General features: G+C 39.1%; 26 protein-coding genes. 2 read left to right on the top strand and 24 right to left on the bottom strand.

Features of this window, described 5'->3' with window-relative positions; genetic code table 11:
- Window positions 1-9: 9 nt before the first annotated feature.
- The 17 genes from LAV82_RS16575 to LAV82_RS16495 all read right to left on the bottom strand — a co-directional run bounded on the left by LAV82_RS16575 (window position 10) and on the right by LAV82_RS16495 (window position 13,803).
- Window positions 10-528 (bottom strand): ankyrin repeat domain-containing protein, encoded by a 519-nt coding sequence (locus LAV82_RS16575; RefSeq protein WP_499716502.1) that lies wholly within the window; start codon window positions 526-528, stop codon window positions 10-12.
- Window positions 529-684: 156 nt separating this feature from the next.
- Window positions 685-1,008, bottom strand: coding sequence for a ribonuclease toxin immunity protein CdiI (cdiI, locus tag LAV82_RS16570; protein ID WP_499716540.1), 324 nt, complete (start codon window positions 1,006-1,008; stop codon window positions 685-687).
- Window positions 1,009-1,230: 222 nt separating this feature from the next.
- A complete protein-coding gene (locus tag LAV82_RS16565; RefSeq protein ID WP_499716501.1) occupies window positions 1,231-1,719 on the bottom strand; it encodes a cytoplasmic protein in 489 nt (162 codons plus the stop codon).
- A complete protein-coding gene (locus LAV82_RS16560) occupies window positions 1,716-2,699 on the bottom strand; it encodes an AHH domain-containing protein (RefSeq protein ID WP_499716500.1) in 984 nt (327 codons plus the stop codon). The genes LAV82_RS16565 and LAV82_RS16560 overlap by 4 nt, the downstream gene beginning before the upstream one ends.
- 257 nt (window positions 2,700-2,956) lie before the next feature.
- Window positions 2,957-3,466 (bottom strand): ankyrin repeat domain-containing protein, encoded by a 510-nt coding sequence (locus tag LAV82_RS16555; RefSeq protein ID WP_057236034.1) that lies wholly within the window; start codon window positions 3,464-3,466, stop codon window positions 2,957-2,959.
- A 16-nt stretch (window positions 3,467-3,482) separates the two neighbouring features.
- The gene (locus tag LAV82_RS16550; protein ID WP_499716499.1) at window positions 3,483-4,046 is read right to left on the bottom strand and encodes a hypothetical protein; all 564 of its coding nucleotides are present in this window, start codon (window positions 4,044-4,046) and stop codon (window positions 3,483-3,485) included.
- A 106-nt stretch (window positions 4,047-4,152) separates the two neighbouring features.
- Complete coding sequence (locus tag LAV82_RS16545; RefSeq protein ID WP_499716498.1) at window positions 4,153-4,416, bottom strand: hypothetical protein; 264 nt, start codon at window positions 4,414-4,416, stop codon at window positions 4,153-4,155.
- A gap of 187 nt (window positions 4,417-4,603) precedes the next feature.
- Window positions 4,604-4,768, bottom strand: coding sequence for an immunity protein YezG family protein (locus LAV82_RS16540; RefSeq protein ID WP_080518339.1), 165 nt, complete (start codon window positions 4,766-4,768; stop codon window positions 4,604-4,606).
- An 84-nt stretch (window positions 4,769-4,852) separates the two neighbouring features.
- Window positions 4,853-5,308: an immunity protein YezG family protein gene (locus LAV82_RS16535; protein WP_013057379.1), complete on the bottom strand. Its 456-nt coding sequence runs from the start codon at window positions 5,306-5,308 to the stop codon at window positions 4,853-4,855.
- Window positions 5,309-5,316: 8 nt separating this feature from the next.
- Window positions 5,317-7,386 (bottom strand): T7SS effector LXG polymorphic toxin, encoded by a 2,070-nt coding sequence (locus LAV82_RS16530; protein WP_499716497.1) that lies wholly within the window; start codon window positions 7,384-7,386, stop codon window positions 5,317-5,319.
- An 18-nt stretch (window positions 7,387-7,404) separates the two neighbouring features.
- Window positions 7,405-7,662 (bottom strand): YwqI/YxiC family protein, encoded by a 258-nt coding sequence (locus LAV82_RS16525; protein WP_057236031.1) that lies wholly within the window; start codon window positions 7,660-7,662, stop codon window positions 7,405-7,407.
- Complete coding sequence (locus LAV82_RS16520) at window positions 7,659-8,090, bottom strand: YwqH-like family protein (protein WP_057236029.1); 432 nt, start codon at window positions 8,088-8,090, stop codon at window positions 7,659-7,661. Before LAV82_RS16520 ends, LAV82_RS16525 begins: the two co-directional genes overlap by 4 nt.
- A 337-nt stretch (window positions 8,091-8,427) precedes the next feature.
- Entirely contained in the window at window positions 8,428-9,822 is a 1,395-nt protein-coding gene (locus LAV82_RS16515) for an MATE family efflux transporter (RefSeq protein ID WP_499716496.1), read from the bottom strand.
- 153 nt (window positions 9,823-9,975) lie between these two features.
- The gene (locus LAV82_RS16510) at window positions 9,976-10,608 is read right to left on the bottom strand and encodes an HlyD family secretion protein (protein ID WP_057236023.1); all 633 of its coding nucleotides are present in this window, start codon (window positions 10,606-10,608) and stop codon (window positions 9,976-9,978) included.
- Between the two features lie 50 nt (window positions 10,609-10,658).
- Complete coding sequence (locus LAV82_RS16505) at window positions 10,659-12,293, bottom strand: MFS transporter (protein ID WP_211079103.1); 1,635 nt, start codon at window positions 12,291-12,293, stop codon at window positions 10,659-10,661.
- Between the two features lie 193 nt (window positions 12,294-12,486).
- On the bottom strand, window positions 12,487-12,924 hold the full coding sequence (locus LAV82_RS16500) for a MarR family winged helix-turn-helix transcriptional regulator (protein ID WP_013083479.1): 438 nt from the start codon (window positions 12,922-12,924) through the stop codon (window positions 12,487-12,489).
- 117 nt (window positions 12,925-13,041) lie between these two features.
- Window positions 13,042-13,803 (bottom strand): exodeoxyribonuclease III, encoded by a 762-nt coding sequence (locus LAV82_RS16495; protein ID WP_499716495.1) that lies wholly within the window; start codon window positions 13,801-13,803, stop codon window positions 13,042-13,044.
- Window positions 13,804-13,972: 169 nt separating this feature from the next.
- Between LAV82_RS16495 and LAV82_RS16490 the strand changes: the two genes are divergently transcribed.
- Together LAV82_RS16490 and LAV82_RS16485 are read left to right on the top strand one after the other, a co-directional pair.
- The gene (locus tag LAV82_RS16490) at window positions 13,973-14,131 is read left to right on the top strand and encodes a hypothetical protein (protein WP_014459762.1); all 159 of its coding nucleotides are present in this window, start codon (window positions 13,973-13,975) and stop codon (window positions 14,129-14,131) included.
- 86 nt (window positions 14,132-14,217) lie between these two features.
- Window positions 14,218-15,477: an erythromycin esterase family protein gene (locus LAV82_RS16485; RefSeq protein ID WP_499716494.1), complete on the top strand. Its 1,260-nt coding sequence runs from the start codon at window positions 14,218-14,220 to the stop codon at window positions 15,475-15,477.
- A 36-nt stretch (window positions 15,478-15,513) separates the two neighbouring features.
- Here LAV82_RS16485 and LAV82_RS16480 read toward each other — a convergent pair whose 3' ends face one another.
- The 7 genes from LAV82_RS16480 to LAV82_RS16450 form a co-directional block, all read right to left on the bottom strand.
- Window positions 15,514-15,987, bottom strand: coding sequence for a heme-degrading domain-containing protein (locus tag LAV82_RS16480; RefSeq protein WP_499716493.1), 474 nt, complete (start codon window positions 15,985-15,987; stop codon window positions 15,514-15,516).
- Between the two features lie 13 nt (window positions 15,988-16,000).
- Window positions 16,001-17,035, bottom strand: coding sequence for an oxidoreductase (locus tag LAV82_RS16475; RefSeq protein WP_053487347.1), 1,035 nt, complete (start codon window positions 17,033-17,035; stop codon window positions 16,001-16,003).
- Window positions 17,032-17,802 (bottom strand): DeoR/GlpR family DNA-binding transcription regulator, encoded by a 771-nt coding sequence (locus LAV82_RS16470; RefSeq protein WP_029322226.1) that lies wholly within the window; start codon window positions 17,800-17,802, stop codon window positions 17,032-17,034. The genes LAV82_RS16475 and LAV82_RS16470 overlap by 4 nt, the downstream gene beginning before the upstream one ends.
- A 278-nt stretch (window positions 17,803-18,080) precedes the next feature.
- On the bottom strand, window positions 18,081-19,172 hold the full coding sequence (locus tag LAV82_RS16465) for a toxic anion resistance protein (RefSeq protein WP_499716492.1): 1,092 nt from the start codon (window positions 19,170-19,172) through the stop codon (window positions 18,081-18,083).
- An 18-nt stretch (window positions 19,173-19,190) separates the two neighbouring features.
- Window positions 19,191-20,807: a YceG family protein gene (locus LAV82_RS16460; protein ID WP_499716491.1), complete on the bottom strand. Its 1,617-nt coding sequence runs from the start codon at window positions 20,805-20,807 to the stop codon at window positions 19,191-19,193.
- Window positions 20,808-20,901: 94 nt separating this feature from the next.
- Entirely contained in the window at window positions 20,902-21,480 is a 579-nt protein-coding gene (locus LAV82_RS16455) for a TerD family protein (protein ID WP_013057395.1), read from the bottom strand.
- A gap of 35 nt (window positions 21,481-21,515) precedes the next feature.
- Window positions 21,516-22,094: a TerD family protein gene (locus LAV82_RS16450; protein WP_013057396.1), complete on the bottom strand. Its 579-nt coding sequence runs from the start codon at window positions 22,092-22,094 to the stop codon at window positions 21,516-21,518.
- Window positions 22,095-22,108: the final 14 nt, after the last annotated feature.

The following is a 22,108-nucleotide window of genomic DNA, read 5'->3' as shown; positions in this document are numbered from 1 at the left end:
TAAATATCATTAAGCTTTAATTCCATTTACTGTCCACTTCTGCCTTAAATATTCAGCAATTTCTATTTGTCCTCGTTCAATCGCAAATGCATAAGCATCCATCTCTTTCATATTTTCACCAGAGTATGTAATCGATATATTAATATGATTCTCAACTAACAGTTTAACCATCTCAAAATGACCGTTATATATAGCAGCAAACAGCGGATTTTTATCTGGTTCACTGATATCAATTTTAATATTATGGTTAATAAGATACTTAGCAATATCTATATGTCCTTTTGCAGCCGCTCTTTCTAAGGCATTGGCAGAAAAAGTTCCTCCTTGTGCATTAACATCTATTCCAGCACGAATAAGGTACTGGACGATTTCCAAATGACCATGAGCTGTCGCTACATGTAGCCATGTGCCAAAAGGTGTGATCCATGTTAACATTTCTGGATTTTTCTCAAATAAGTCTCTTACCTTATTTAAGTGACCACCTTTTATAGCATCTCTAATAGCTTTTGTCATTTGAGTTGTTTCCATTTTTCGTTTTCCCTCTACTTTCTACCTTGTAGAATCCTCTCCAATATACTTCAGCACTTTCATTATATCGTCTCTCTGCTTGGTGTAATGCGCTGTAGTGTGGAGAGCTTGTTCTCTATAGCAAGACTCGATTCGTTGCTTCTTTATATACTCCTACTAGTCTTCATTACTATGATTTTGTTTAATTTTATGTAAAAGAGCCATCACTTTTTCTTTATCATGGGCATGATCTTCCATATATACGTGGCAAATTTTGTGCAAGTAAGTTAAAAACGTTTCATAATCGACAATAACACTTTTGTCAGTGTCACCCGTACCGTGTAGAAATTCAATGCCGTTTTCCACATAGCCTTCTTCCCACGGCTCTAAGTCTCCTGAAAATGTACAAGTGTAGTACTCATTTCCATAACCAGTTCCCTCTGAAAAATAGTGCAAGACTTTTAAAAACTTTTCATCTGATAAAGCGCTATAAAAACTTATTAATGATATTGTGGTTATTTGCTTAACAAAATAAAGAATAAATAGGGCATACGTTTAAAAGGTGTTGTACGTCCTATATAATTCGTAAAAACATAATATGGGAATTTAAGGAGTTACTTATATTCTCTGAATAAAAAATGAACTATGAGTCACTAGGTGGCCCTACCACAAAAAAGAAACCTTGAAAGGCACTTTGCCATCAAGGTTTGAAATTCATTTAATTTAAGGCACATACACAATAATTTCACCAATAGGGTATGTCCCCTTCCACCCACAAGGCCAACCTCCTTGCTTATAAACTTCAAAGATTTTTTCATAAAAATTATCTGTTTTCCCATTAACTAATCGATTTAATGCACACATCGTGAGGTCTCCCTCAACTTCCTCATTAATATCAATATAATCAAAAGGAAGAAAGTCATTCGAGTAATTGTCATGGTCACTAAAAAAATCATATAAATCATCTTGCTGAGTTACTAAATCCAAATCATATACCTTTCCAACAATACTTTCTGCTTCCTGTGATTTAACATATTCCCATACAGTATCAACTTCACTTGAGTCCTGAGACCAGGCAAGGTTTTGGGCTTCATTGAAATCATTTATTACCTCTAAGTTATTTACATGAAAGTTATTCTTATTAAACATCTTATCATTACGAATAAAATCCATTACTTCTTCTACTAATTGAGTGTTTTCACCAAATTTCATTTAGATAACCACCTTTCCCATAACTCTTCGGTTGCTCCACCGCCTCTGTTCCAAACAGGCAGTTTTTTATTTTTACCACTTTTGTAAAATTCCTCGATATTATTTATTTTAGTCTTATATAACGGTAATCCATTTTCCACTCCCTTTTTTAGCTTTTGTTGTAGTTCATATACTTGTTTTTCTAACACTGCTATATCTTGATTAACATCCATTTTATCAAGCTGTTTTCTTACAACATTGTTATAAACGCTATGAAAGCCTCTATGTCTAGATAGACTACTAACATCGTCAGAAGGTATAGGTAAAAATATACCTTTTGTAGAGTCATTCATTTCCATTCCAATTTTTTTGATAACTGGATGTTTATTTAATTGAGAAGGAATTATATGTTGTGCTTGATAACCTTTCCAACTTTTAGAGCGAGGTAACCCCATTGACTCTAGTAAGTTTTTACCTAATTTAGTTGGGTCTCCTGAGGTAGGGTTTCCAGGAGTACCTGGAATAAGTCTATTAGCATTATCTATACCCTTAGTACCCGTTTGAATTTGACGTTCACTCACACGCTCTGCTTTTACAGGCTTTTCAATCATCTGCATCGTCTGCTGCTTCACATTCTGCAAGGTCTCCCTCACCGTCTGCTGGGCAAGTGCTGGACCAGCCGGCACAAGTTCTGGCCCCAGTCTTGGCATACTGCTGTCTAGGATGTTGTTATACGTTTTATGTAGCGACTGAGTCCAAGAGGCCGGTGCGTTTTTGACGCTTTGGTAGGCTTGTTTTGTGACGTTGGCAACGGTGCTTGTGCGAAGCGTGTTGCGCATGTTGTTGAGCTTTTCGGTTCCTTTGGTCGCAAGGCTTTGTCCCATTTTCCCCGCTACCTTCGTAGAAAGCGCCCCAGCTCCAGCAATTCCTAATGCTTGCAGAAGACTTGCTTTACGCTGTTCTTCACTGATTTTATTCCCGAATATGTCGCGTCCGGTCATGTATTCTCCTAAGCCATTTGAGACAACAAAACCATAGAGGACTTTTTTGGTTTCAATAGATTGAGTTAATTTGTTTCACAATTTCACACTCATAAAAAACGCAAGCACCATCCGTATCTTTTCACACAGATACTTGAACTTTTATCATCCATAATTTTCAACAAAGCAAAAGATCTTGAAAGGAATATTACCCATCAAGATCTTTTATCATTTCATTTTTCGCATTAATACTTATAACTGTAAAGCTAATTTCAAGTTTATTCTTTTTCATTCATCTTTTGCTTTAAATATTCAGCAATCTCGGTCTGTCCAAACTCCCTAGCATATTCATAGGCATTCATATTTTTGATATTTTCTCCCGTGTATTTAATTGAAATATCTATTCCTTTTTCAACTAAATATTTAACTACTTCTTTATGTCCTCCATAAATTGCTCCAAAAAGTGGATTTCTCTTCGCTAGACTCACATCTAATTCTGCTCCAGATTCTATTAAATATCTTACTATAGCTAAATTACCAGATCCAGCTGCTAAATTTAACGCAGAAGCATCAAATGTTCCACCTTTAGCATTAACGTCAATTCCTTTTTCAACTAAATACTCTACTATTTGAAAGTGCCCTTTTTTAGCAGCTACATGTAACCAAGTACCAAATGCAGTCATAGTGTTTAAAGTCTCTATATCATCACCTATTAGTTTTTTCACTAAATTTATATCGCCAGCTTTAATGGCATTTCTTATCGATTTATTAATATTTTTTTGATCCAAAATACATCCTCCTTCACTATCTTCTACTCGCTAAGTTACCTAACTCTTCAAGAGCATCAACAATATCATCTAAGTCTCCACCTTCTGATTCAACAGCTTTTAATCTATGAACAACAATTTCTAAGGCGTCAATACTATGTTGTCCTACCACAGCATTCGGTGCCCAGACGAGATTTTCTTGCCCAATTATTGGATCAATTCCATATTTTCTTAATATTTCTTGTCCTTCTTGTACAAGCTCTTTCTGCTTTTGACCAAGACCTTTCTTGAATAAAATATGATGAGCATGTGGATTTATCATAGCCTCAGGTGGGCCACCTATTAATCCCGTGAGATATTTTCCAAAATCAATTTTTAAGAGTACTTCATTATATTCTTTTGTAATGCCTAGTTCAGACATTTTTCCACTAATTTCTGAAAGTTCCTCTACACTAAACCTATTATTTTGAATAGCATTTTTAAGCTGATTCATTTTGTCCTTATTGACCCTACCTGATGTAGTTATATCATTAAGATATTCGCTCACTGGCTTATCTTTAACAGAAACCTTACCAATCATCTGCATCGTCTGCTGCTTCACATTCTGCAAGGTCTCCCTCACCGTCTGCTGGGCAAGTGCTGGACCAGCCGGCACAAGTTCTGGCACGAGTCGCGGCATACTGCTGTCTAGGATGTTGTTATACGTTTTATGTAGCGACTGTGTCCCAGGAGGCCGGTGCGTTTTGGACGCTTTGGTAGGCTTGCTTTGTGACGTTGACAACGGCGCTTGTGCGAAGCGTGTTGCGCATGTTGTTGAGCTTTTCGGTTCCTTTGGTCGCAAGGCTTTGTCCCATTTTCCCCGCTACCTTCGTAGAAAGCGCCCCAGCTCCAGCAATTCCTAATGCTTGCAGAAGACTTGCTTTACGCTGCTCTTCACTGATTTTATTCCCGAACATGTCGCGTCCGGTCATGTATTCTCCTAGTCCGTTTGCAACTCTTCCTTATTTCTTATCAAGGCGGTTGCTATAGTTAGTTGAGATTTAAAGAGTTTTACATCAGTGAGAAAGGCTTAAATTAAAAGTCTTAGTTGTTCTATAATATAAAAACACACTGATTTTCATAAAATACAGTGTGTTTACTTATAACTTTAATAATTATTTAAATGGGATTACTGGGATACTCTTTTAAATATTGATCTATTAAATTCTTAGTTTTTTCATCTGTTGGTACTTCATCTAAATATTTGTACTTCCAAATCTTTTTCTGTGCTACAAATCCGTAATCTGTATTCAACCAATCTGTATAATCAGTCGTTATATACAAAAAAACTTCAAAAGAATATCAAATATGATGATCTATTGATTCAAACCAAAATGAATTCTACTAAACTCACACATCCATACGAAATTAAAGCTTATTATTTTTCACTTCTTCATACCATTCATTAGCAATATAATTAGATGTTTTACTATCATCATTTGTGTAAACCAACTCGTAATTATATTCAGCTTTAAAATGACCACTCTTCACATCATAAATTAATTTCATCTCTGTCGGCACGTCTCGCTTATATTCTTCACACAACGCTTCGATTTTTTCAATGTCTTCATTTAAAATATCTAATACCATAAATCCTCTTTGCGGGGATGCATCATACCTTTCCTCTCCATCCTCCAATGCATCGTTCACTTGATGAGATTTTACGTACTGATTGTTGATGAGATAAAAGAACTTACTTGAAATAATATTTCCTTCACACGAAGCATACACATAAACTTTGTCTGCTCTGTCCTCAACATATTCCATACAGATGGAAATCATATCTGCCTGCAATTCACTAAATAAATCTTCAAATTCTTTCATCGCATTTTTTACTCCTTAGGTTCATTTTTAATCGTTTTAGAAACGAGGTCACCATCAATAGTATACCTCACTACAAATTTATCTGGGCGCATATCGTTTTCCGCATAAATAACTTCAACATCAACTGTTACTTTTTGGGGAGGGTTTTTCTTCAAAACTGTGGCCCATTCCTCTTCAATTTTCTTATATTCAATTAAATTTACATCAGACAACTGCGAAACCAAATTATCGATTTTAGGTGAACCACCAAACCTATCTGCTGCCAAATGTCCTGCGTGGTCTTGGCCTTTTATTTTACCTGGTGTGTTTTTACTATGTGATAACCTCTCGGTTCTTGTTGTTAACTGTAAATTTTCTGTTTCGAATTTTACAATTCTACCCATGCTATCTGTTTCGTAAAAGTAGTCATGCTCCCCCGTTTTATACCTAACGTCGGGCTTTAACCTATTTCTTCTCCCATTTGTAAAATGTTCTCCTGATGCAATTAACCTTTTAGATCCACTAGACCTAGGAATACGTTGGCTTGTAGCCTTTGAGATTTGAGGCTCACTCACACGCTCTACTTTTACAGGCTTTTCAATCATCTGCATCGTCTGCTGCTTCACATTCTGCAAGGTCTCCCTCACCGTCTGCTGGGCAAGTGCTGGACCAGCCGGCACAAGTTCTGGCCCCAGTCTTGGCATACTGCTGTCTAGGATGTTGTTATACGTTTTATGTAGCGACTGTGTCCAAGAGGCCGGTGCGTTTTTGACGCTTTGGTAGGCTTGCTTTGTGACGTTGGCAACGGCGCTTGTGCGAAGCGTGTTGCGCATGTTGTTGAGCTTTTCGGTTCCTTTGGTCGCAAGGCTTTGTCCCATTTTCCCCGCTACCTTCGTAGAAAGCGCCCCAGCTCCAGCAATTCCTAATGCTTGCAGAAGACTAGCTTTACGCTGCTCTTCACTGATTTTATTCCCGAACATGTCGCGTCCGGTCATGTATTCTCCTAGGCCGTTTGCAGCCACAAGACCGTAGAGGCCTTTTTCGGTTTGCTCCAGGACTTTGAAGGATTTGGCGGATTTGTAGGCGTCTAAGGCGTGATCCGCTGCGCTTAGGCCTTTAGCCGTTTTATAGATTGCTTTTCCACCTTTTGCGGCTCTTCCTACCCAGCCGACGACCGGAATGAAGCCGGCTGCTGCCATGGCTCCCGCTGCGACGCGCTGTGAGGTAGAAAGTTTTTCACCCGTAACAGGGTCCACGCCTTCTGCTGCTCGTTTATAATCATAATATCCGCTGACCTCTCCTGTAAAGGTAGAAACCGCATCCCACGTTTTTTCATACCACGGCTTGTTTGCTTCTTCTTCTTGCTTTTTTTCCAGCTCGTATACTTCTTCTTGCTGCTTGTTGTAGTCAACATATGAAGTTGCATAGTCGTTTAGCTTTGTTTGAACTTTATACAGCTCGCTGTCGTGATAGGCTTTTTCGTTAAAGGCAAGCTGATAGGCGCTTCCTCCTTGACTCGTAGCAAGCTCTAAGCCGCTCACTAGCGTATTCACTACCGTATAAAAATCGTCCATTTCGCTGTATTCTTTTGACCATTCAGCATCAAGCTGGTTCACCGCTTCAATTGTATCGGTGCGTTTTTTCTCTGCTTCTTCTATTTTATGGTTAAACTCACTCGTTGAAAACGCTGAAATAGAGACGATATCGTCAATACCGTTTAAAATACTCTGCAAATCTTCGTGCTGCTGAGCAACTATTTCTTTAGCATTGCTGTTGGCGTTTTTTAGCTCTGTTTCTAAAAATGATTCATTTACAATCGTGCTTCCTGTCAGCTTTGCTTTTTCAGCTTTAACGTGAAGCGTTGAAAAATAGCTTTGCTGCATTTTAATTAAGTTTTCCCACTGTCCGGCCGTATCGGCGTGCTGCTTGTAAAAAGATTTTATATTGTCAGCGCCTTTTCCTTCTAAGCTGCCGTCTAAATCCGCTACGCCCTGCAGCGCTTTTTTCAGTTCGCCCAGCTGGCTTAGTAACTCATCGTAGGCTTTTTCCCTGTCTTTTGCTACATCAAACAGCGCTTTTGCATCGTATACCTTTCCCACAGTCATCCCCCTTTGCTGCTACGAATGGATAATAGATTCGTCTTGTTCTTTTAGTAAGTCTACATTAGATTTTGTATCTTTTACGTTTTTGTTTAGTGCTTTTATATAAGTAGAAATAAGCGTTTGAATTTCTTCTTCGCGCGCTTCCCATTTCTTTGTAGTATCAAGGCTATTTTTTCCAAGGTCAGGCATTTTGCTAATGGATAAATTTCCAATCGCTGTGCTGACTGCTTCAAGCTTTTTGATAACGTCAGCGTGATCAAGCTTAATTGTCATGAAAACAGCCCCCTTCTAATTTCACTAATCTTGTTTTCTACTGCGTCGTAGGCTTCTTCACCTTTAGCTAATAAAGAATCCGCTTCTCCAATAGCGGCGTTCAAGCCACTCAAAGCTCCTTTTTCAGCTTCTAGCATCCATATCTTTGTTTCAATTTCACGAATGTATCCATCGTAATCACCGTCTAAAATGCCTTTTATGTTGTCGTAGGCTGCCGTACGTTTTTCGTCAAAATCATCCGATAACGTACCCGTCCATTTGTCTCCCAGCTCAGGCTTTTTGATGTGTTCAATTTCTTTTAATGAAACAGCTTGTTCATGCTCAATTTTACTTTTAGCCGTTCTTAGCTTAGAAATTTTCCCTTCTACATCTGAGACTCTTCCAGATACTTCTCCCAGCAGTCCGTCTAATACGCTTCCTAACCCCATATCGTTCCTCCTGTTCCGCACATTTCGAGTTTAATCCAATAATTATAAGTATAAAATTTGTCTCATTATAGCTAAATAGGAAAAAACTCTCTTTTTTATGCTTCTAGTTTCATGAATTGAGATAAAAATGAAAAATAAGAGAAAAAAGGCTCATGTCTAAATACGTTATCCAACCATATATCGTTATCTAAAACAAAGAATAAGTAGAATAAAACCATTCCTTTGTACCCATACCCGTTTTCTCCCATAAATTAAAGCTTTTTGCGTAAAAAGACTAATCTACGTTTCACTTTTTTACACAGCAAAAAACCTCTGCACATTCTGCAGAGGTTTTGTTTTATACTTGAACCGGCGTTGGTTCTTCAGCTGTTTGTTCGTGCTGCACAAGTCCGTAGTTTTCCCACGCCCGGCTTTTCCAGCGAAAAAACATAATAACTGCGCGCGTCCATTCATCGGCTGCAATGGCAAGCCAAATGCCAGCGAGCCCCATGTCTAAATGAAAAACGAAGAAATAACCAAGCGGCAAGCTCATCATGACCATCGACATCGCACCAATCAACACCGGATATTTGGCATCTCCCGCTGCCCGCAGCGAGTTAATCAGCACAATGTTCATCGTTCTTCCCGTTTCAAGCACAATGCTCAGAAGCAGCACCGTCGCCCCAAGCTCAATGATATGCGGATTGTCTGTAAACACGCTGATCAGCTGTGTTCTGAATGTCATCACAAGAACAACCATCATCATCGTTACGGCACTGGCCCATTTGACGCTTTTCCATACGCGGTGGTACGCCTCATCTTTTTCGTTTCCGCCTACTAAACGGCCGACAATAATCGCTGTACCCATTCCAATCGCAATGGCAAATAAGTAAATGAACATCGAAATATTCATCGCGTACTGTCTCGCAGCGAGTGATTCTGCTCCTAGGTAGGTTGCATAGTATAAAAAGACAATTTGACAGCCTTGATACATAACCTGTTCAAAAGCCGACGGAATACCGATTTTTAAAATTTTACCGATATATTCTTTTGAAAGCGTAATGTAGTATTGAAATTTTACTCTATATTCCATCACTTGATACAGCAGCCAAAAGAATACAATCAGCGCACCGAATCGGCTGAACGCAGATGAAATGGCAGCTCCTTGCACGCCCATTTCGGGAAAGCCGAACTTCCCGAAGATTAAAGCATAGTTTCCTGCAATATGAAAAATGTTCATTCCAAGTGAAACAAACATCGCCTGCTTTGTAAAGCCGTGTACGCGAATAATCGCTGCAAGAGAATTAATAATCGCTTGAAGAAAAATAGCTCCTCCGACGATGGATAAATAGCTTTGTGCATACATCAGCACGTCACCTTGTAAGTTCATCGCTTCCATCATATGTCTTGAAAACAAAAGAAAACCCGCGCTAATAACTAGCCCGACTCCTAAATTTAACGTAACGGCCAAAGCAGAAATCTTTGACGCTTCCATATACCGTTTTGATCCTAAATACTGAGAGACAACAATTGCCGCCCCGTTGCCAATGACCTCTAACACCAAAATCGCAATGTGAAGGTATTGATTGGCTGCTCCGACTCCTGATACGGCATCATCCGACAGCGCACTTAGCATAAAGGTATCAGCAATCCCCATTAACATAAAAAGAAACACTTCTAAAAAGATCGGCCACGTTAAGAAAAATAAATTCAGCTTTTCTTTTGGCCCTTTTTTTGTTTCGACCGCGGTCATCCCATCACCTTCTTTACCGATATCCAATTTCAAACAAGAAGTATCTTACCACACATTTCCTTTGTATACATCCCCTTTTTAGCACATTTTTTATTTTATTTGTTTAGGCATAAAAAAAGCCGCTTCCTTGAAGGAAGCAGCTTTTTTTCACTGTTAAATTGAAATTTTCACTTCTGCGTTCATACCTGGAAGAACTTTATCTGATGCATCATCAATTGAAATTTTCACCGGTACTTTTTGCGTTACTTTTGTGTAGTTTCCTGTGTTTTGAGCCGGAAGCATAGAAGACACTGAATTTGTTGCGCGGCCGATTGCTTCAACATGGCCTTTAAAGACTTTACCTGAGTCTCCGTCCACTGTAATATCAACGCTGTCTCCTTCTTCGATATCACCTAGGTCTGTTTCTTTAATGTTTGCATTGATATAGATTTTAGATAAATCAGCTGTTTGTGCTAATACATCGCCAGCTTTTACTAATTGATTTTGAGAAGCGTTGTTTTTAATGATTGTTCCGTCAATCATAGACGTTACGTCTGTTGATTTGTCGCCTTCTTTTAAGCTTCCAACAGAGTCACCTTGAGAAACGCTATCTCCTTCTTTTACGTTCCATTCGCTTAACTGACCGTTAGCTGAAGCAATAACTTGTGAAAGCGGTGCTTCTACCTGCGCTTCATCGGTTTTAACGTAATTTGCTTTTTCGTAGAAATAATATCCACCAAAACCTACTAGTAATAAAATCACAATGATTCCAACAATGTTAGTAACCAATAAACGACTTTTACTCATCGGAATTCCTTCTTTCTATAGTTAGTATATTATACAGATGTTTCTTCTGTTTAAGGTGCGGGCAGCATTTTTCTTTCTTCTTGCGGCTCAGCTTTTTCTTGCACCTCTTCTTTTTGAACAAGAATTCTATTTTGACCGCTCCACGCTTTACTTAGTGAAGCAATGAGCATGATTACGCCTAAAATACCAAGCATGAAAAATAAGTTGTGATACGCATGTAAAATCGACGCTTTTTTAGCGCTTGCTACAACAGCTGTCACAGCCGATGTTTTTGCGTCCGCTTGACTCATTCCCATACCCATATAACGTTTAATCATTTCAGACAGCTGCAGCTTCACCTGAGGATCTACTGAGCTAATTTGTCCTCGGAAATCTTCATAATAAATCGCGTTTTGTCGAACAACAAACCATCCTATTACAGGTGCTATAATGGCTCCTAGTAAATTTCGAATGGAGTGCAGTGAAATCGAACGCATCGAAGCTTGATGTAAATCTCCGGCTAATGCCGCTCCTAGCGCACCAGATACCAGTGCCATACTAACACCCATACCAAAGAGCATAATGTGAACATATAAACTTACTAGTGATGTATCGGCTGATACGTTCACCCAGCTAAATCCTACAATGACAATGAGAAGTGATCCAATCGCTCCAAGGTAACCTGGACCAAACTTGTCATACAAGAATGTCGTGGCAAATGCTGAAATCAGTACCCCAATAAAGAAGTACAAATAAAAATAAGAAAGCGTGGTGTACGATGCATTTTGCACATTTTGCATGACGCCATTAATACCTGCGATTGCTAAGATGTATGCCATATGACCGCCAATTGCCATAATTGTACCCGCAACTGGTTTTACGGCTAGCAGCGATTTTAATGGTACTAATGGATTTTCAGCCGCTAAATCAACTAAAACAAAAATGATAACTAACCCTGCTGCAGCCAATAAGAACGGCCACACTTGAATAGAAGCAAATCCTTCATATCTTAGTTCATACAGTGGATATACTAGTAAAATCATAATAAGACTAAGAATAAAGATACTTTTCTTATCTACTGGACGCTCTTCTTGCTGAGTTGGATCATGAGCAGGTAATACCTTATATCCAATAAACAGACAGACAAGAGAAGCTATTATTCCTAAAACAAAAACCCAGCGCCAATTATCCATGCTAAGAGATACAGCACCTAAAAAGGCTCCAATCGCCGTTGAACCGAACAGTCCGCCGATCGCTAACACTAAAAAGAAGTTTCGGATTTTATTCGGAAACGAGATCAGCGCAGCTGGAATAATGGTTAAAAACAGCATTCCTGAACTTAAGCCTTGAATCAGACGACCAAGGGATAAAAACGCAACGTTTTCGGAAAAAACGTTGATAATCGAACCTGCTAAAAAGACTAAAACGAACGTTAAGTATGCTTTACGCACGCCATATTTTTTCGTGAGCATCGGACCAATAGGTACCCCAAGTCCAAATGCTAAATTAGAAATAATAGATGGCAATAGTAAGCTTTGTGTACTCGCATCAAATCGATTTTGAATCAATACTTGATTGACCGTGTAAGATAAATTCAAAAAATACTGAGGGCCAATTGAAAATAGCGTTAAAATCGCCATAATCAAGTATTTAGGTACGCTTAAACCTTGTTTGTCGGAGGCTACTGCTGGATTATTCTGACTCATATTTATTCCTCCTTTTATTAAATTCTTTTCATATGACTAACAATTCCTTACATATTTTATTGTACAAGTTGTATCATGCAAGTTATAGCAGCACTACATATTATACATCTTTTAAAGAAGAAATCAACTTCTTTGTTTCAACTTAAAAAGACTATTTTTCAATAGCCTTTTTGTTCATCTATATGTATTCGCTTTAACATCCATTGCTGCGCCATTTTTTAAAATTATGATTCAAGCGGGATAAGCTTTTTTCCAGTACTAAAATCTCTTCTTCCGACCAATCTTCTAACACTTCAGCATAGGCCTGTTTACGCTTGCTTTGTACATGCTGCAAAATATCTCTTCCTGAATCCGTCATTTCAATTAAACTAATCCGCCCATTTTCTGGACTTGGAAAGCGGCGAACAAACTGTTTAGTCTCAAGCGCAGATACTTGCCGGCTAGCTGTAGATAAGCTCAGTTTTAAATTTTCAGCTAATGCATTAATCCCGAGCGGACTGCGCTGATCTAGCTCGCTTAACAGTAAATATTCAGAACGGTCCAAGCTTCCAAGCTTGGGGCTGTGCGTCGTTGTTAGACGAACAAGCAGCGCAATTTCGTGCTCAATGGTTTGCAGCGAGTCTCGCTTCACCTCTGTCTCCCCCTTTATCTCATAGAACATTCTGTACTTTTTAATATGTTTACTATACCGCAACCGTTCGCGTGAACCAACCTTTTTTCCGTTTTTCTTCTATTATATAGAAAGATATCATAGATGGGGTACATTTAAGTCTAGCATCACAGGACAGTGGTCGCTTCCCATTACATGCGGATGAATAGCAGCTTCTTGAATAACGTCTTTGATTCTCTCCGATACGATAAAATAATCAATGCGCCATCCGATATTTCGTTCTCGCACTTTGTTCATATACGACCACCAGGTATAGGATCCTTCTTGATTCGGGTACAAATAACGAAATGTATCAAGAAATCCGCTAGCAAGAAGCGTCGTCATCTTTCCTCGCTCTTCTATGGTAAAACCAGAATTTCCTCGGTTTGGCTTTGGATTGCGCAAGTCAATTTCTGCTTGGGCTACATTTAAGTCTCCGCACAAAATCACCGCTTTACGGCTATTTAATTTTTTTAAGTACACGAGCAGATCATCTTCCCATTGAAGCCTTTCTTCAAGCCTTGCTAAATCTCTTTTAGAATTTGGCGTATACACATTTACTACATAGCATTGTTCAAACTCGAGCGTAATAATACGTCCTTCGTCTTCTGATTCTTTATCCACACCGTATGAAACGGATAAAGGCTTTTGCTTTGTAAAAACAGCCGTTCCGGAATACCCTTTTTTCACGGCATAATTCCAGTACTGATAATATCCTTCTAGCTGCAAATCAATTTGGCCTTCCTGCAGCTTCGTCTCTTGAATACAAAATACATCCGCATTCACTTCTTGAAAATAATCTAAAAATCCTTTTCGCACACACGCGCGAATGCCATTTACGTTCCACGAAATCAACTTCATAAACTCTTCACGTTCTCCTCACTCGATTTATGTATCAGTGTTTAGTGTAGACAATTTCTTGCATGAGTTCAAATAATTTAAAGGGTACCCTTCTTTTTAAGGTATTCCTGATATTTCTTCTTATTTTATTTTCTGTACCTCAAACAATAGATACAAGAGGTGAAACATAATGTCAACAAACTACACGTATGAAAATAACGAAGAAGTTTCTACTGTTTCTAAAAAAGAAGAGCACCCTACTAAAGAATGCGAAACACAGAATCAAACGGCGCTTACTAAAGAAGATTTTTCTTTAAATGATTCTGCCATTAAGCACTTCAGCAGGTAATCCATAAAAATAAGAACCCGTTAACTGGTAGCAAGACTTGCTGTCTCAAGCTCTTGCTATTCATTTCTTAAAAATAAGGTGATCATATGCTAAAAACCAATCAAATGATAGAAGCTATCAAAGAATATTCCATCCCTTTTGCTAATATTGATGACTTACTGCCGCTTATTAACACAGCAAGCCGCGCTCGATACGTACTTCTCGGCGAAGCATCTCACGGCACATCTGAATTTTACGAAATTCGAGCAGCTATTACGAAAGAATTAATTCAGCATCATGATTTTTCTTTTATAGCAGTGGAAGGAGACTGGCCATCGTGTTTTGAACTTAATCGCTATATTAAAGGATATACAACTCAGTACGCCGATGCCGAAGATGTCTTAAAATCTTTTAGCCGCTGGCCTTCATGGATGTGGGCCAATCAAGAAATAAAAGAATTGATTGAATGGCTTCGTGATTATAACAACAACTTGCCAGCACATCAGCCAAAAGTAGGTTTTTACGGTTTAGATGTATACAGCCTGTGGGAATCGATGGAAGCTATTATTGAGTACTTAGAAAACAACCACGCTTCTGATGCAAAGAAAGCGAAAAAAGCCTTTGAATGCTTTGAACCTTTTCATCGCGAAGCACAGATGTATGGAATTTCTTCTGCCTTTTACGGAAAAAACTGCATGGTAGAAATCTTAGAGCTTTTACAAACCATTCAGCAAAAGAAAGATACCTATACTCATGAGCCTGAAGCTGCGCTTAGTATGCAGGTAAATGCGCTGGTAGCAAGCAATGCTGAAGCTTATTATCATACGATGATTACCAATGACAATGAATCGTGGAATATTCGCGATCGTCATATGGTAGAAGCTTTAAAATATATTCAATCTTACTACAAAGATAGCGCGAAAGGAATTGTATGGGAGCATAACACTCACATCGGAGATGCAAGAGCAACGGACATGAAAAGCAGCGGCATGGTGAATGTAGGTCAGCTTACCCGTGAAGAATACGGACCGAAGCATGTTTACGCCGTCGGATTCGGAACTCATCACGGCACGGTCATTGCTTCTGATAGCTGGGGTAATCCTCAGCAGGAGTTAACCGTTCCTCCAGCTATGGAAGGAAGCTGGGAAGATACCATTCACCGAGCAGGTGCTTTTGATCAATATCTCATGTTCACAGAGGAAAACCGAAAATTTTTTCATTCAACGATAGGCCACCGCGCCATTGGTGTTGTATATGACCCAGAGGTTGAACAATACGGAAATTATGTTCCTTCTCGCTTGTCAAAACGATATGATGCTTTTATTTATGTAGAAAAAACACACGCCTTATCGCCACTCATCTTTTAATTAAATAAGCGGACTTCCAACGAAGTCCGCTTATTTTTATTGCAAAAAGCTAAGAATCGTATCTGCCACAAGTGCATGATCTTCTTCTTGCGACATACCTGATACGGTAATGGTTCCAATTACGCCGACGTTTTTAACCGAAATCGGAAATGACCCTCCTACTGCTTCGAATTCCTGAGGGTTCGCTGCGTAAAACTGCGCGTAAGAACGATCTTTTAACTCGCAGTACAGCTTCATATAATACGAGCTGTGATGGTGACGAAGAACGGTGTTTGATTTTCGTTTAATCCATTCTTCATGATCGGGAATAGCCCCTTCCATCGCATGTTGAAAGAGAGTTTGACCATTTCGTTTAATACTTACGGTTACTGCCTTACCCTTGCTTTTTGCTTCATTAATAATGGCCATTCCGAGCTGTAGAGCCTGGTCATTTGTAAATTGATGAAAGATCAGTTCTTTTTCCTGTTGAACTACTTTTTCAAGCAGCGTCTCTGCCGAATGATTACTCACTGTTTCTCGCTCCTTAGTTAAAATAAACCGCTCGTTTTTCTTTGCTGCTTTCAAATACCGCTTCAATAACTTTAACCACGTCACGAGCTTCTTCTGCTGAAACCGGAAGTTCTTCTCCTCGAAGCAGGCTGTCGGCAATTTTTTGATAATACGTCACATAAGAACCGTGCAGCGTTTCAATTTCTGTTGTTTCTCCTTCGCCCGTTGTCAGCTTACCGTAGTGTTCAGGATGATCTGCTCCCCACGTATCATTCACAGGCTTCTTGCCGGCTCTTAGCATATCTTCCTGGCCGTCAATCCCGTATTTGATATAGCTTGCTTCTGTTCCGTGAACTTGAAAGCGCGGCCCGTTGCTTGGCACAATAGCGCTTGAATGCAAAATAACGCGAAGAGAACCGTATCCAAGCACTACGTGGAAGTAATCATCCGTACGTGCATGATCTCGCTGACCAAACACATCAGCTTGAACAAATTCAGGCATTCCAAAAAGATGTAAGGCTTGGTCAATTAAATGAGAGCCTAAATCGTAAAGCGCTCCTGACCCAGGTCCTTCATTTTCTCTCCAGCGGTCTCGAACAGCCGGACGATAGCGGTCAAAATGAGCTTCATACATTTTAACGTCGCCTAATTTTCCTTCTTCAATCAGCTGTTTCACCGTCAAATAATCATTATCCCATCTGCGGTTATGATAGACGCTTAGTTGAACATCTTGTTCTTTTGCTAATTGAATTAATTCATTTGCTTCTTTTTCCGATACGACCATCGGCTTTTCAACAATTACATGCTTGCCTGCGCGAAGTGCGTCTTTCACCATTTCATAGTGCATGCCGCTAGGCGTTGTAATAATAACTAAATCAATGCTGTCATCTTCTAGAAGTTCAGACAGATTGCTTACTACTTCAACACCCTCTAGGTCACTCTTCACCTTTTCAGGATTTGAACTCATGACTTTTGAAATATGAAATTCGTCTAACACGCTTAAAAGAGGCGTGTGAAAGACCGTTGCTGAAAATCCGTATCCTACTAATCCTACTTTTATTTTTTTCATCGTTTTTCCTCTCCTTTATCAAAATCTGTGACGATAAGCCGCACTTGATTTTGTTCTATTTTTTCTTTTACATCCGCTTCTGGCTCTTTATTTGTAATCAAGATATCAATGTCGCTCATATCACATACTCGGTGTAAAAATTCACGTTCAAACTTCGTATGATCCGCAAGCATAATCACTTGTCTTGCACATTGAATCATCTGTCTTTTTAAAAACGCTTCTTCTTCACTTGGAGATGTAATACTCTCTGCCCCAACGCCGCATGTCCCTAAAAACAGCTGATCTACTTTGTATTCCTGCAACGTAGAAATCGTTCTTGGCCCGGTGACGTTACGGTTTTTCCCGTTAAACTTGCCCGGCAGCAAAAACGTATCACACGTCGTATATTGATCGAGCAAATCCACATTATCAATGGAATTCGTAATAACAGTTGCATGCTTTACATCCATATACTTCGCCATCAGTGCGATGGTAGAAGACGTATCTAAAAGTACATCATAGCCCGCCGAAATTAACGAAGCTGCTTCTTTAGCGATTTGTTCTTTCGCTTTGGTAGGCGTTCGTTCACTATAATCAACGATGTGACTTGACGATAGCGTCGCCCCGCCTTTGACTCTCATAACCTCACCGTGTTCTTCAAGCTTGACTAAATCACGCCTCGCCGTATCTTTTGAAACGGTAAACATATCGCAAATTTCGTCTAACGTAATCGTACGGTGTGTATGAAGGTATTCAACAATCGCACTCATGCGCTGCTCTTGATACATCCGAATACCCTCCTTTTTTACTTTGATATGAGCTAATTGTAGCGCAAACAAAAGCTAAAAGCCAGAAAAAACTTAAAAATATTAAGTTTTTTACGTTTTTAACTTAAATTATAAAAGTACACAAACGCCTTCTGGAAATAACTATCTTATTTTGGATAATACTTCTTTTATATCTGATACCCTTTCATGCTTTTGACTAATCTCTTCTAAACAATTCAGACTTCTAGCAAATGTATATGAAAAAAAAAGCGAGAATCGTAAAGATTCCCGCTTTGTCGTTACATCTTATGCTCAAGCGCCTTGAAGTTTTCTTGAAATTGCTCCAAGCGAACAAGTCCTTCTTCACGCAGACGTTTGTTTTCTTCTTCGATTGCTTTTGTTTCCTGCATTCCTTTCATAATAATATTCCACGTTTGCTCCATCGTTTCTACTTTTACGCTAGGAGCACCGGACATTTTGGCAATTTTAACGCTTTGCTGTGAAATGTTTTCTGCATTTCGAATGAGCAGTTCATTTGTGCGTTTGTCTAATTCGTTCATTGACTCGGCTACTAAATTTTGGCGTTTTGCTGCAATTGCGTTAATAAGTCCATTTTTAAAAATAGGAATCGTTGTAATAAACGCAGAATTGATTTTTCCGATCAGCTTTGTATTTCCTCGCTGCAGCATACGGATTTGAGGAGTAGATTGATAAGATACTTGTTTTGCCATCTCTAAGTCATATAATCGCTGCTTCATCAGCTCAACTGCGTTTTTTAAGGTTTGAAGCTCCATTGCCGCCAGCTGGTTTCCACTCGACGCTCGTTCTTCAAGCACCTTTAACTCTTGTTTTAATTCTTCTACTTTTACTTCGCCCGCTACAATATATTTTTCAAGCTCCATATAGTACTGATAGTTTTGCTCGTAAAGCTGTTCAAGCGTTGTGGTCGAATGCTTCATTTCCGTTTCATATTTTGTAATCTCTACATATACTTTATCAATTTCAGAGCCCATCGTTTCATATTTTTGAAACAGCTTATCCACTATTTTTTGACCGCGTTTAAAAAGCTTAGAGAAAAACCCTTTATCTTCAACAAAATCCTTTGCGTCAAATTTATCCATAATCTTTCCAAGCTGCTTTAATAATTGGCTTGACTCTTCCATGCTGGACGATTTAATTGTACTAAGCACCTTTCCAGAAAACGAGGAAATTTCATTGGCCGTTTCTTTCCCATATTCAAGCAGAGCCAGCTGATTTTTATAATCAATTTGTTCTGCTAAGCGACGTACTTCTGGTTCTTCTCGCAGTTTTGCTTTTACTTCATTAGGCTTTGTTTCTAAAGCTTCTTCCGCTTCGTTTAGATCTAAAGGCTGTAATTCATTTGTTGCCAATTAAAAACCCTTCTTTCTTTAAAAGATTCGTTTTAACCATTTTTGAATGAGCGACGGCTCTTTGAATTCTTCATTAAAGCTAATATCTTCTAGCCAGTGCATATCGAAATATTTTTCTTCGACGAACGCTTCTACATCCAGTTGACCCGTCGGATTAAAAAGAACAATATCAACGCCGAATTCATTTAATAGAAGCAGTAAAGCTGCATCTTCACGCGTAAACGTTTCATGTTCATTTCCGTGATAAATAATGAGCCGGGGGACGTGCTGCGTATAATCAAATTTTTGAAGCATGCGAAGCACGTTGTTTGGAAGCTTCAAAGACTGATTAAACAAGTACATTTGATGCTCATACGCATCTTCATGATCTAACCGAAGGAGCTTTGAATGTATACAATACCTGGAAATAGCTGCAGCGAGCCCTTTCTGAAGCCCGATAGGCAGCTCTTTATAGCGCCACCAGTTGCTTTCAATCATTTTATCTGGGCTGAGCGTACCATCACTTCCGAGAGCTCCTTGATAGTGAAAGTGATTATTCCCCTCTATCTTTTTGGCAAAAGGAACAGAATCAATCGTCAGAGCTAACTCATTTTCCGTTTGCATGAGCTCATGCACTTTACTCCAGTACTCTTTTCGATTTCTAGAAATGCCAAGTACTTTTGAGAACAAGACCGGCACGTGTACATATGGCTTTGACACTCCAAAATTAGGACGAATAAACGCCCGTTCTCTCATTAATAAAAAAACCTCATCATACGTCGTTTTAAGAGTAACTGAAGTTGGAAAATACGAACGAAATTGCCACGGTTTATACAGCATGGACTCCTCTGAATGAAGCACTTGCTCAATTTCTTGAGACGCTCTAAATGCTACCGTACCTTTTCGAACCGGTTTATCCGTTGGAAAAGGAAAAAGCGAGCTAGTAGAAGGAAACGTATAAACCGTTGTTAAATGTTGATTCTTATCTACTTCTTTTAAATTATCCTTTCCCTCTGGATGAAAGGTGAGGACGTCAAAACCTAGTAAAATCAAATAATGAAGAAAATACTGCTCGCTTTTATTCGCATCTCCGTACCACATGATGCGAGGCGTGTGCTCGGGAAAGGCTTTATCCAGCATCCAAGATTTCACATGATTCCACTGCCACTTTATTAAATCGATTAATACGCGTTGAAACTGTGCATCCATAAAGCCCTCTGCGTGCTGTTCTTTAAAACACGTTAACGTTTCAATAAATTTTTCACGTACTCTTCTATGTATAGCGGGATTTTCTGACTTCACGATCAGCTTTTTTCCTTCTAAAAAAGCAAACAGCCGATTGACAGAAAGACCGCGTTCTTCTTGATTAATTTTAAGAATCGTTTGGACTTCTTTTAATCTATCATTTGAAATGGACTTATCAAGCTTATCGTGCAGGACAAGGATCGATGATGATGAATGCGCAAGTTCATAAAGAAAAGCTGCGTACTCGTCCGCATCAAGATGAGTGCCTAAATATCTGCCTGCCACTTGCTTATAGGAAGTTTGCTGCTCATTTTGTACAAAGTCACCTCGCAAAGAAACATCTTGAGAAAAAAGAGAAGTTCCATCCTGCTCGTTAAGATTAATTATATGAGGATCAATTAGTTTATTCACGCCTTACAGCTCCTTTCTTTTCAGACATATACATGCTAAAAAGAAAGGGTACTCGTTAAAGCACCCTTTCTTTTTCATTTATCCCGCGTCTTTTTTATACGGATAATCCGTAGTTGCGGCAAAGGTCGGCCAAGCCACCGGAAAACCCGCTGCCAATAGCATTAAACTTCCAATCGTTTCCGTGCTTGTATAGCTCGCATACAACGACAGCTGTTTCAATCGAAAAATCTTCGCCTAAGTCATATCGAAGCACTTCTTCATTTGTTTCAGCGTCAATCAAACGAACAAACGCGTTGGATACTTGTCCAAAGTTTTGTCCTCGAGCATCCGCGTCGTGAATCGTGACGCTAATTCCGATTTTTTCAACATGGTCAGGAAGAAGAGAAAAATCAACGGCGATTTGCTCATCGTCTCCATCTCCTGCACCTGTACGATTGTCGCCGGTATGCTCCACAGCTCCATTTGGACTTTTTAAATTGTTGTAAAAAACAAACTCCTCGTCATTTACAACTTGGCTTGATTTATTGGCTAAAAATGCACATGCATCTAAATCGAAATCTTGAGATCCAGCATATTTATTTGTATCCCACCCAAGACCTACTATTACTTTTGTTAATCCTGGGTTCGTTTTGGTTAGGTCAATGCGCTGACCTTTTGATAAAGAAATTGACATAAAAACATCCTCCGTACATTTTCTTACTTTAATGATTAGGCATTTAAACCGAAGTCGTTTACAAGTGCCGCTAAGCCGCCTTGATAGCCGCTGCCAATAGCATTAAACTTCCATTCTCCACCGTGTCGGTACAGCTCGCCTACCACGACTGCTGTTTCAATAGAGAAGTCTTCACCTAAATCATAACGAATTAACTCTTCGTCATTTGTTGCATTTAAAATACGAACATAGGCGTTGCTTACTTGACCGAAGTTTTGACCGCGTGCTTCCGCTTCATGAATCGTAATGGTAAACGCGATACGTTCAATAGATTGAGGCACATTTTTCAAATCTACTTGAACCTGCTCATCGTCTCCTTCCCCTACGCCTGTACGGTTATCTCCGGTATGCTCAACCGCTCCGTTTGCACCCGTCGTATTATTGTAAAAAATAAAATCAGATTCTGAAGCACATTTTCCTGCGCCGTTTAATAAAAAAACAGATGAATCTAGATCAAAATCGTTTCCACCGTCATACTTATTTACGTCCCATCCAAGACCTACCACGACGTTTGTTAATCCTGGATTCGTTTTTGTTAAATCTACTTTTTGTCCTTTTGAAAGATTAATAGCCATTTCGTTTCCCTCTT

It is taken from the genome of Bacillus sp. ILBB4 (genome assembly GCF_035064545.1).
In the GTDB taxonomy this organism is placed as follows: domain Bacteria; phylum Bacillota; class Bacilli; order Bacillales; family Bacillaceae_H; genus Priestia.
This window is presented reverse-complemented; position numbering and strand designations above follow the sequence as displayed.

What these genes read in the sequence shown, in the direction of transcription:
- LAV82_RS16490 (WP_014459762.1), top strand. Translation starts at nt 13,973, where the DNA reads ATGTCAACAAACTACACGTATGAAAATAACGAAGAAGTTTCTACTGTT.
- LAV82_RS16565 (WP_499716501.1), bottom strand. Translation starts at nt 1,719, where the DNA reads ATGAAATTTGGTGAAAACACTCAATTAGTAGAAGAAGTAATGGATTTT.
- LAV82_RS16545 (WP_499716498.1), bottom strand. Translation starts at nt 4,416, where the DNA reads ATGACCGGACGCGACATGTTCGGGAATAAAATCAGTGAAGAGCAGCGT.
- LAV82_RS16495 (WP_499716495.1), bottom strand. Translation starts at nt 13,803, where the DNA reads ATGAAGTTGATTTCGTGGAACGTAAATGGCATTCGCGCGTGTGTGCGA.
- LAV82_RS16520 (WP_057236029.1), bottom strand. Translation starts at nt 8,090, where the DNA reads ATGGGGTTAGGAAGCGTATTAGACGGACTGCTGGGAGAAGTATCTGGA.
- LAV82_RS16505 (WP_211079103.1), bottom strand. Translation starts at nt 12,293, where the DNA reads ATGAGTCAGAATAATCCAGCAGTAGCCTCCGACAAACAAGGTTTAAGC.
- LAV82_RS16450 (WP_013057396.1), bottom strand. Translation starts at nt 22,094, where the DNA reads ATGGCTATTAATCTTTCAAAAGGACAAAAAGTAGATTTAACAAAAACG.
- LAV82_RS16575 (WP_499716502.1), bottom strand. Translation starts at nt 528, where the DNA reads ATGGAAACAACTCAAATGACAAAAGCTATTAGAGATGCTATAAAAGGT.
- LAV82_RS16515 (WP_499716496.1), bottom strand. Translation starts at nt 9,822, where the DNA reads ATGACCGCGGTCGAAACAAAAAAAGGGCCAAAAGAAAAGCTGAATTTA.
- LAV82_RS16470 (WP_029322226.1), bottom strand. Translation starts at nt 17,802, where the DNA reads ATGTATCAAGAGCAGCGCATGAGTGCGATTGTTGAATACCTTCATACA.
- LAV82_RS16455 (WP_013057395.1), bottom strand. Translation starts at nt 21,480, where the DNA reads ATGTCAATTTCTTTATCAAAAGGTCAGCGCATTGACCTAACCAAAACG.
- LAV82_RS16510 (WP_057236023.1), bottom strand. Translation starts at nt 10,608, where the DNA reads ATGAGTAAAAGTCGTTTATTGGTTACTAACATTGTTGGAATCATTGTG.
- LAV82_RS16535 (WP_013057379.1), bottom strand. Translation starts at nt 5,308, where the DNA reads ATGAAAGAATTTGAAGATTTATTTAGTGAATTGCAGGCAGATATGATT.
- LAV82_RS16475 (WP_053487347.1), bottom strand. Translation starts at nt 17,035, where the DNA reads ATGAAAAAAATAAAAGTAGGATTAGTAGGATACGGATTTTCAGCAACG.
- LAV82_RS16560 (WP_499716500.1), bottom strand. Translation starts at nt 2,699, where the DNA reads ATGACCGGACGCGACATATTCGGGAATAAAATCAGTGAAGAACAGCGT.
- LAV82_RS16525 (WP_057236031.1), bottom strand. Translation starts at nt 7,662, where the DNA reads ATGACAATTAAGCTTGATCACGCTGACGTTATCAAAAAGCTTGAAGCA.
- LAV82_RS16485 (WP_499716494.1), top strand. Translation starts at nt 14,218, where the DNA reads ATGCTAAAAACCAATCAAATGATAGAAGCTATCAAAGAATATTCCATC.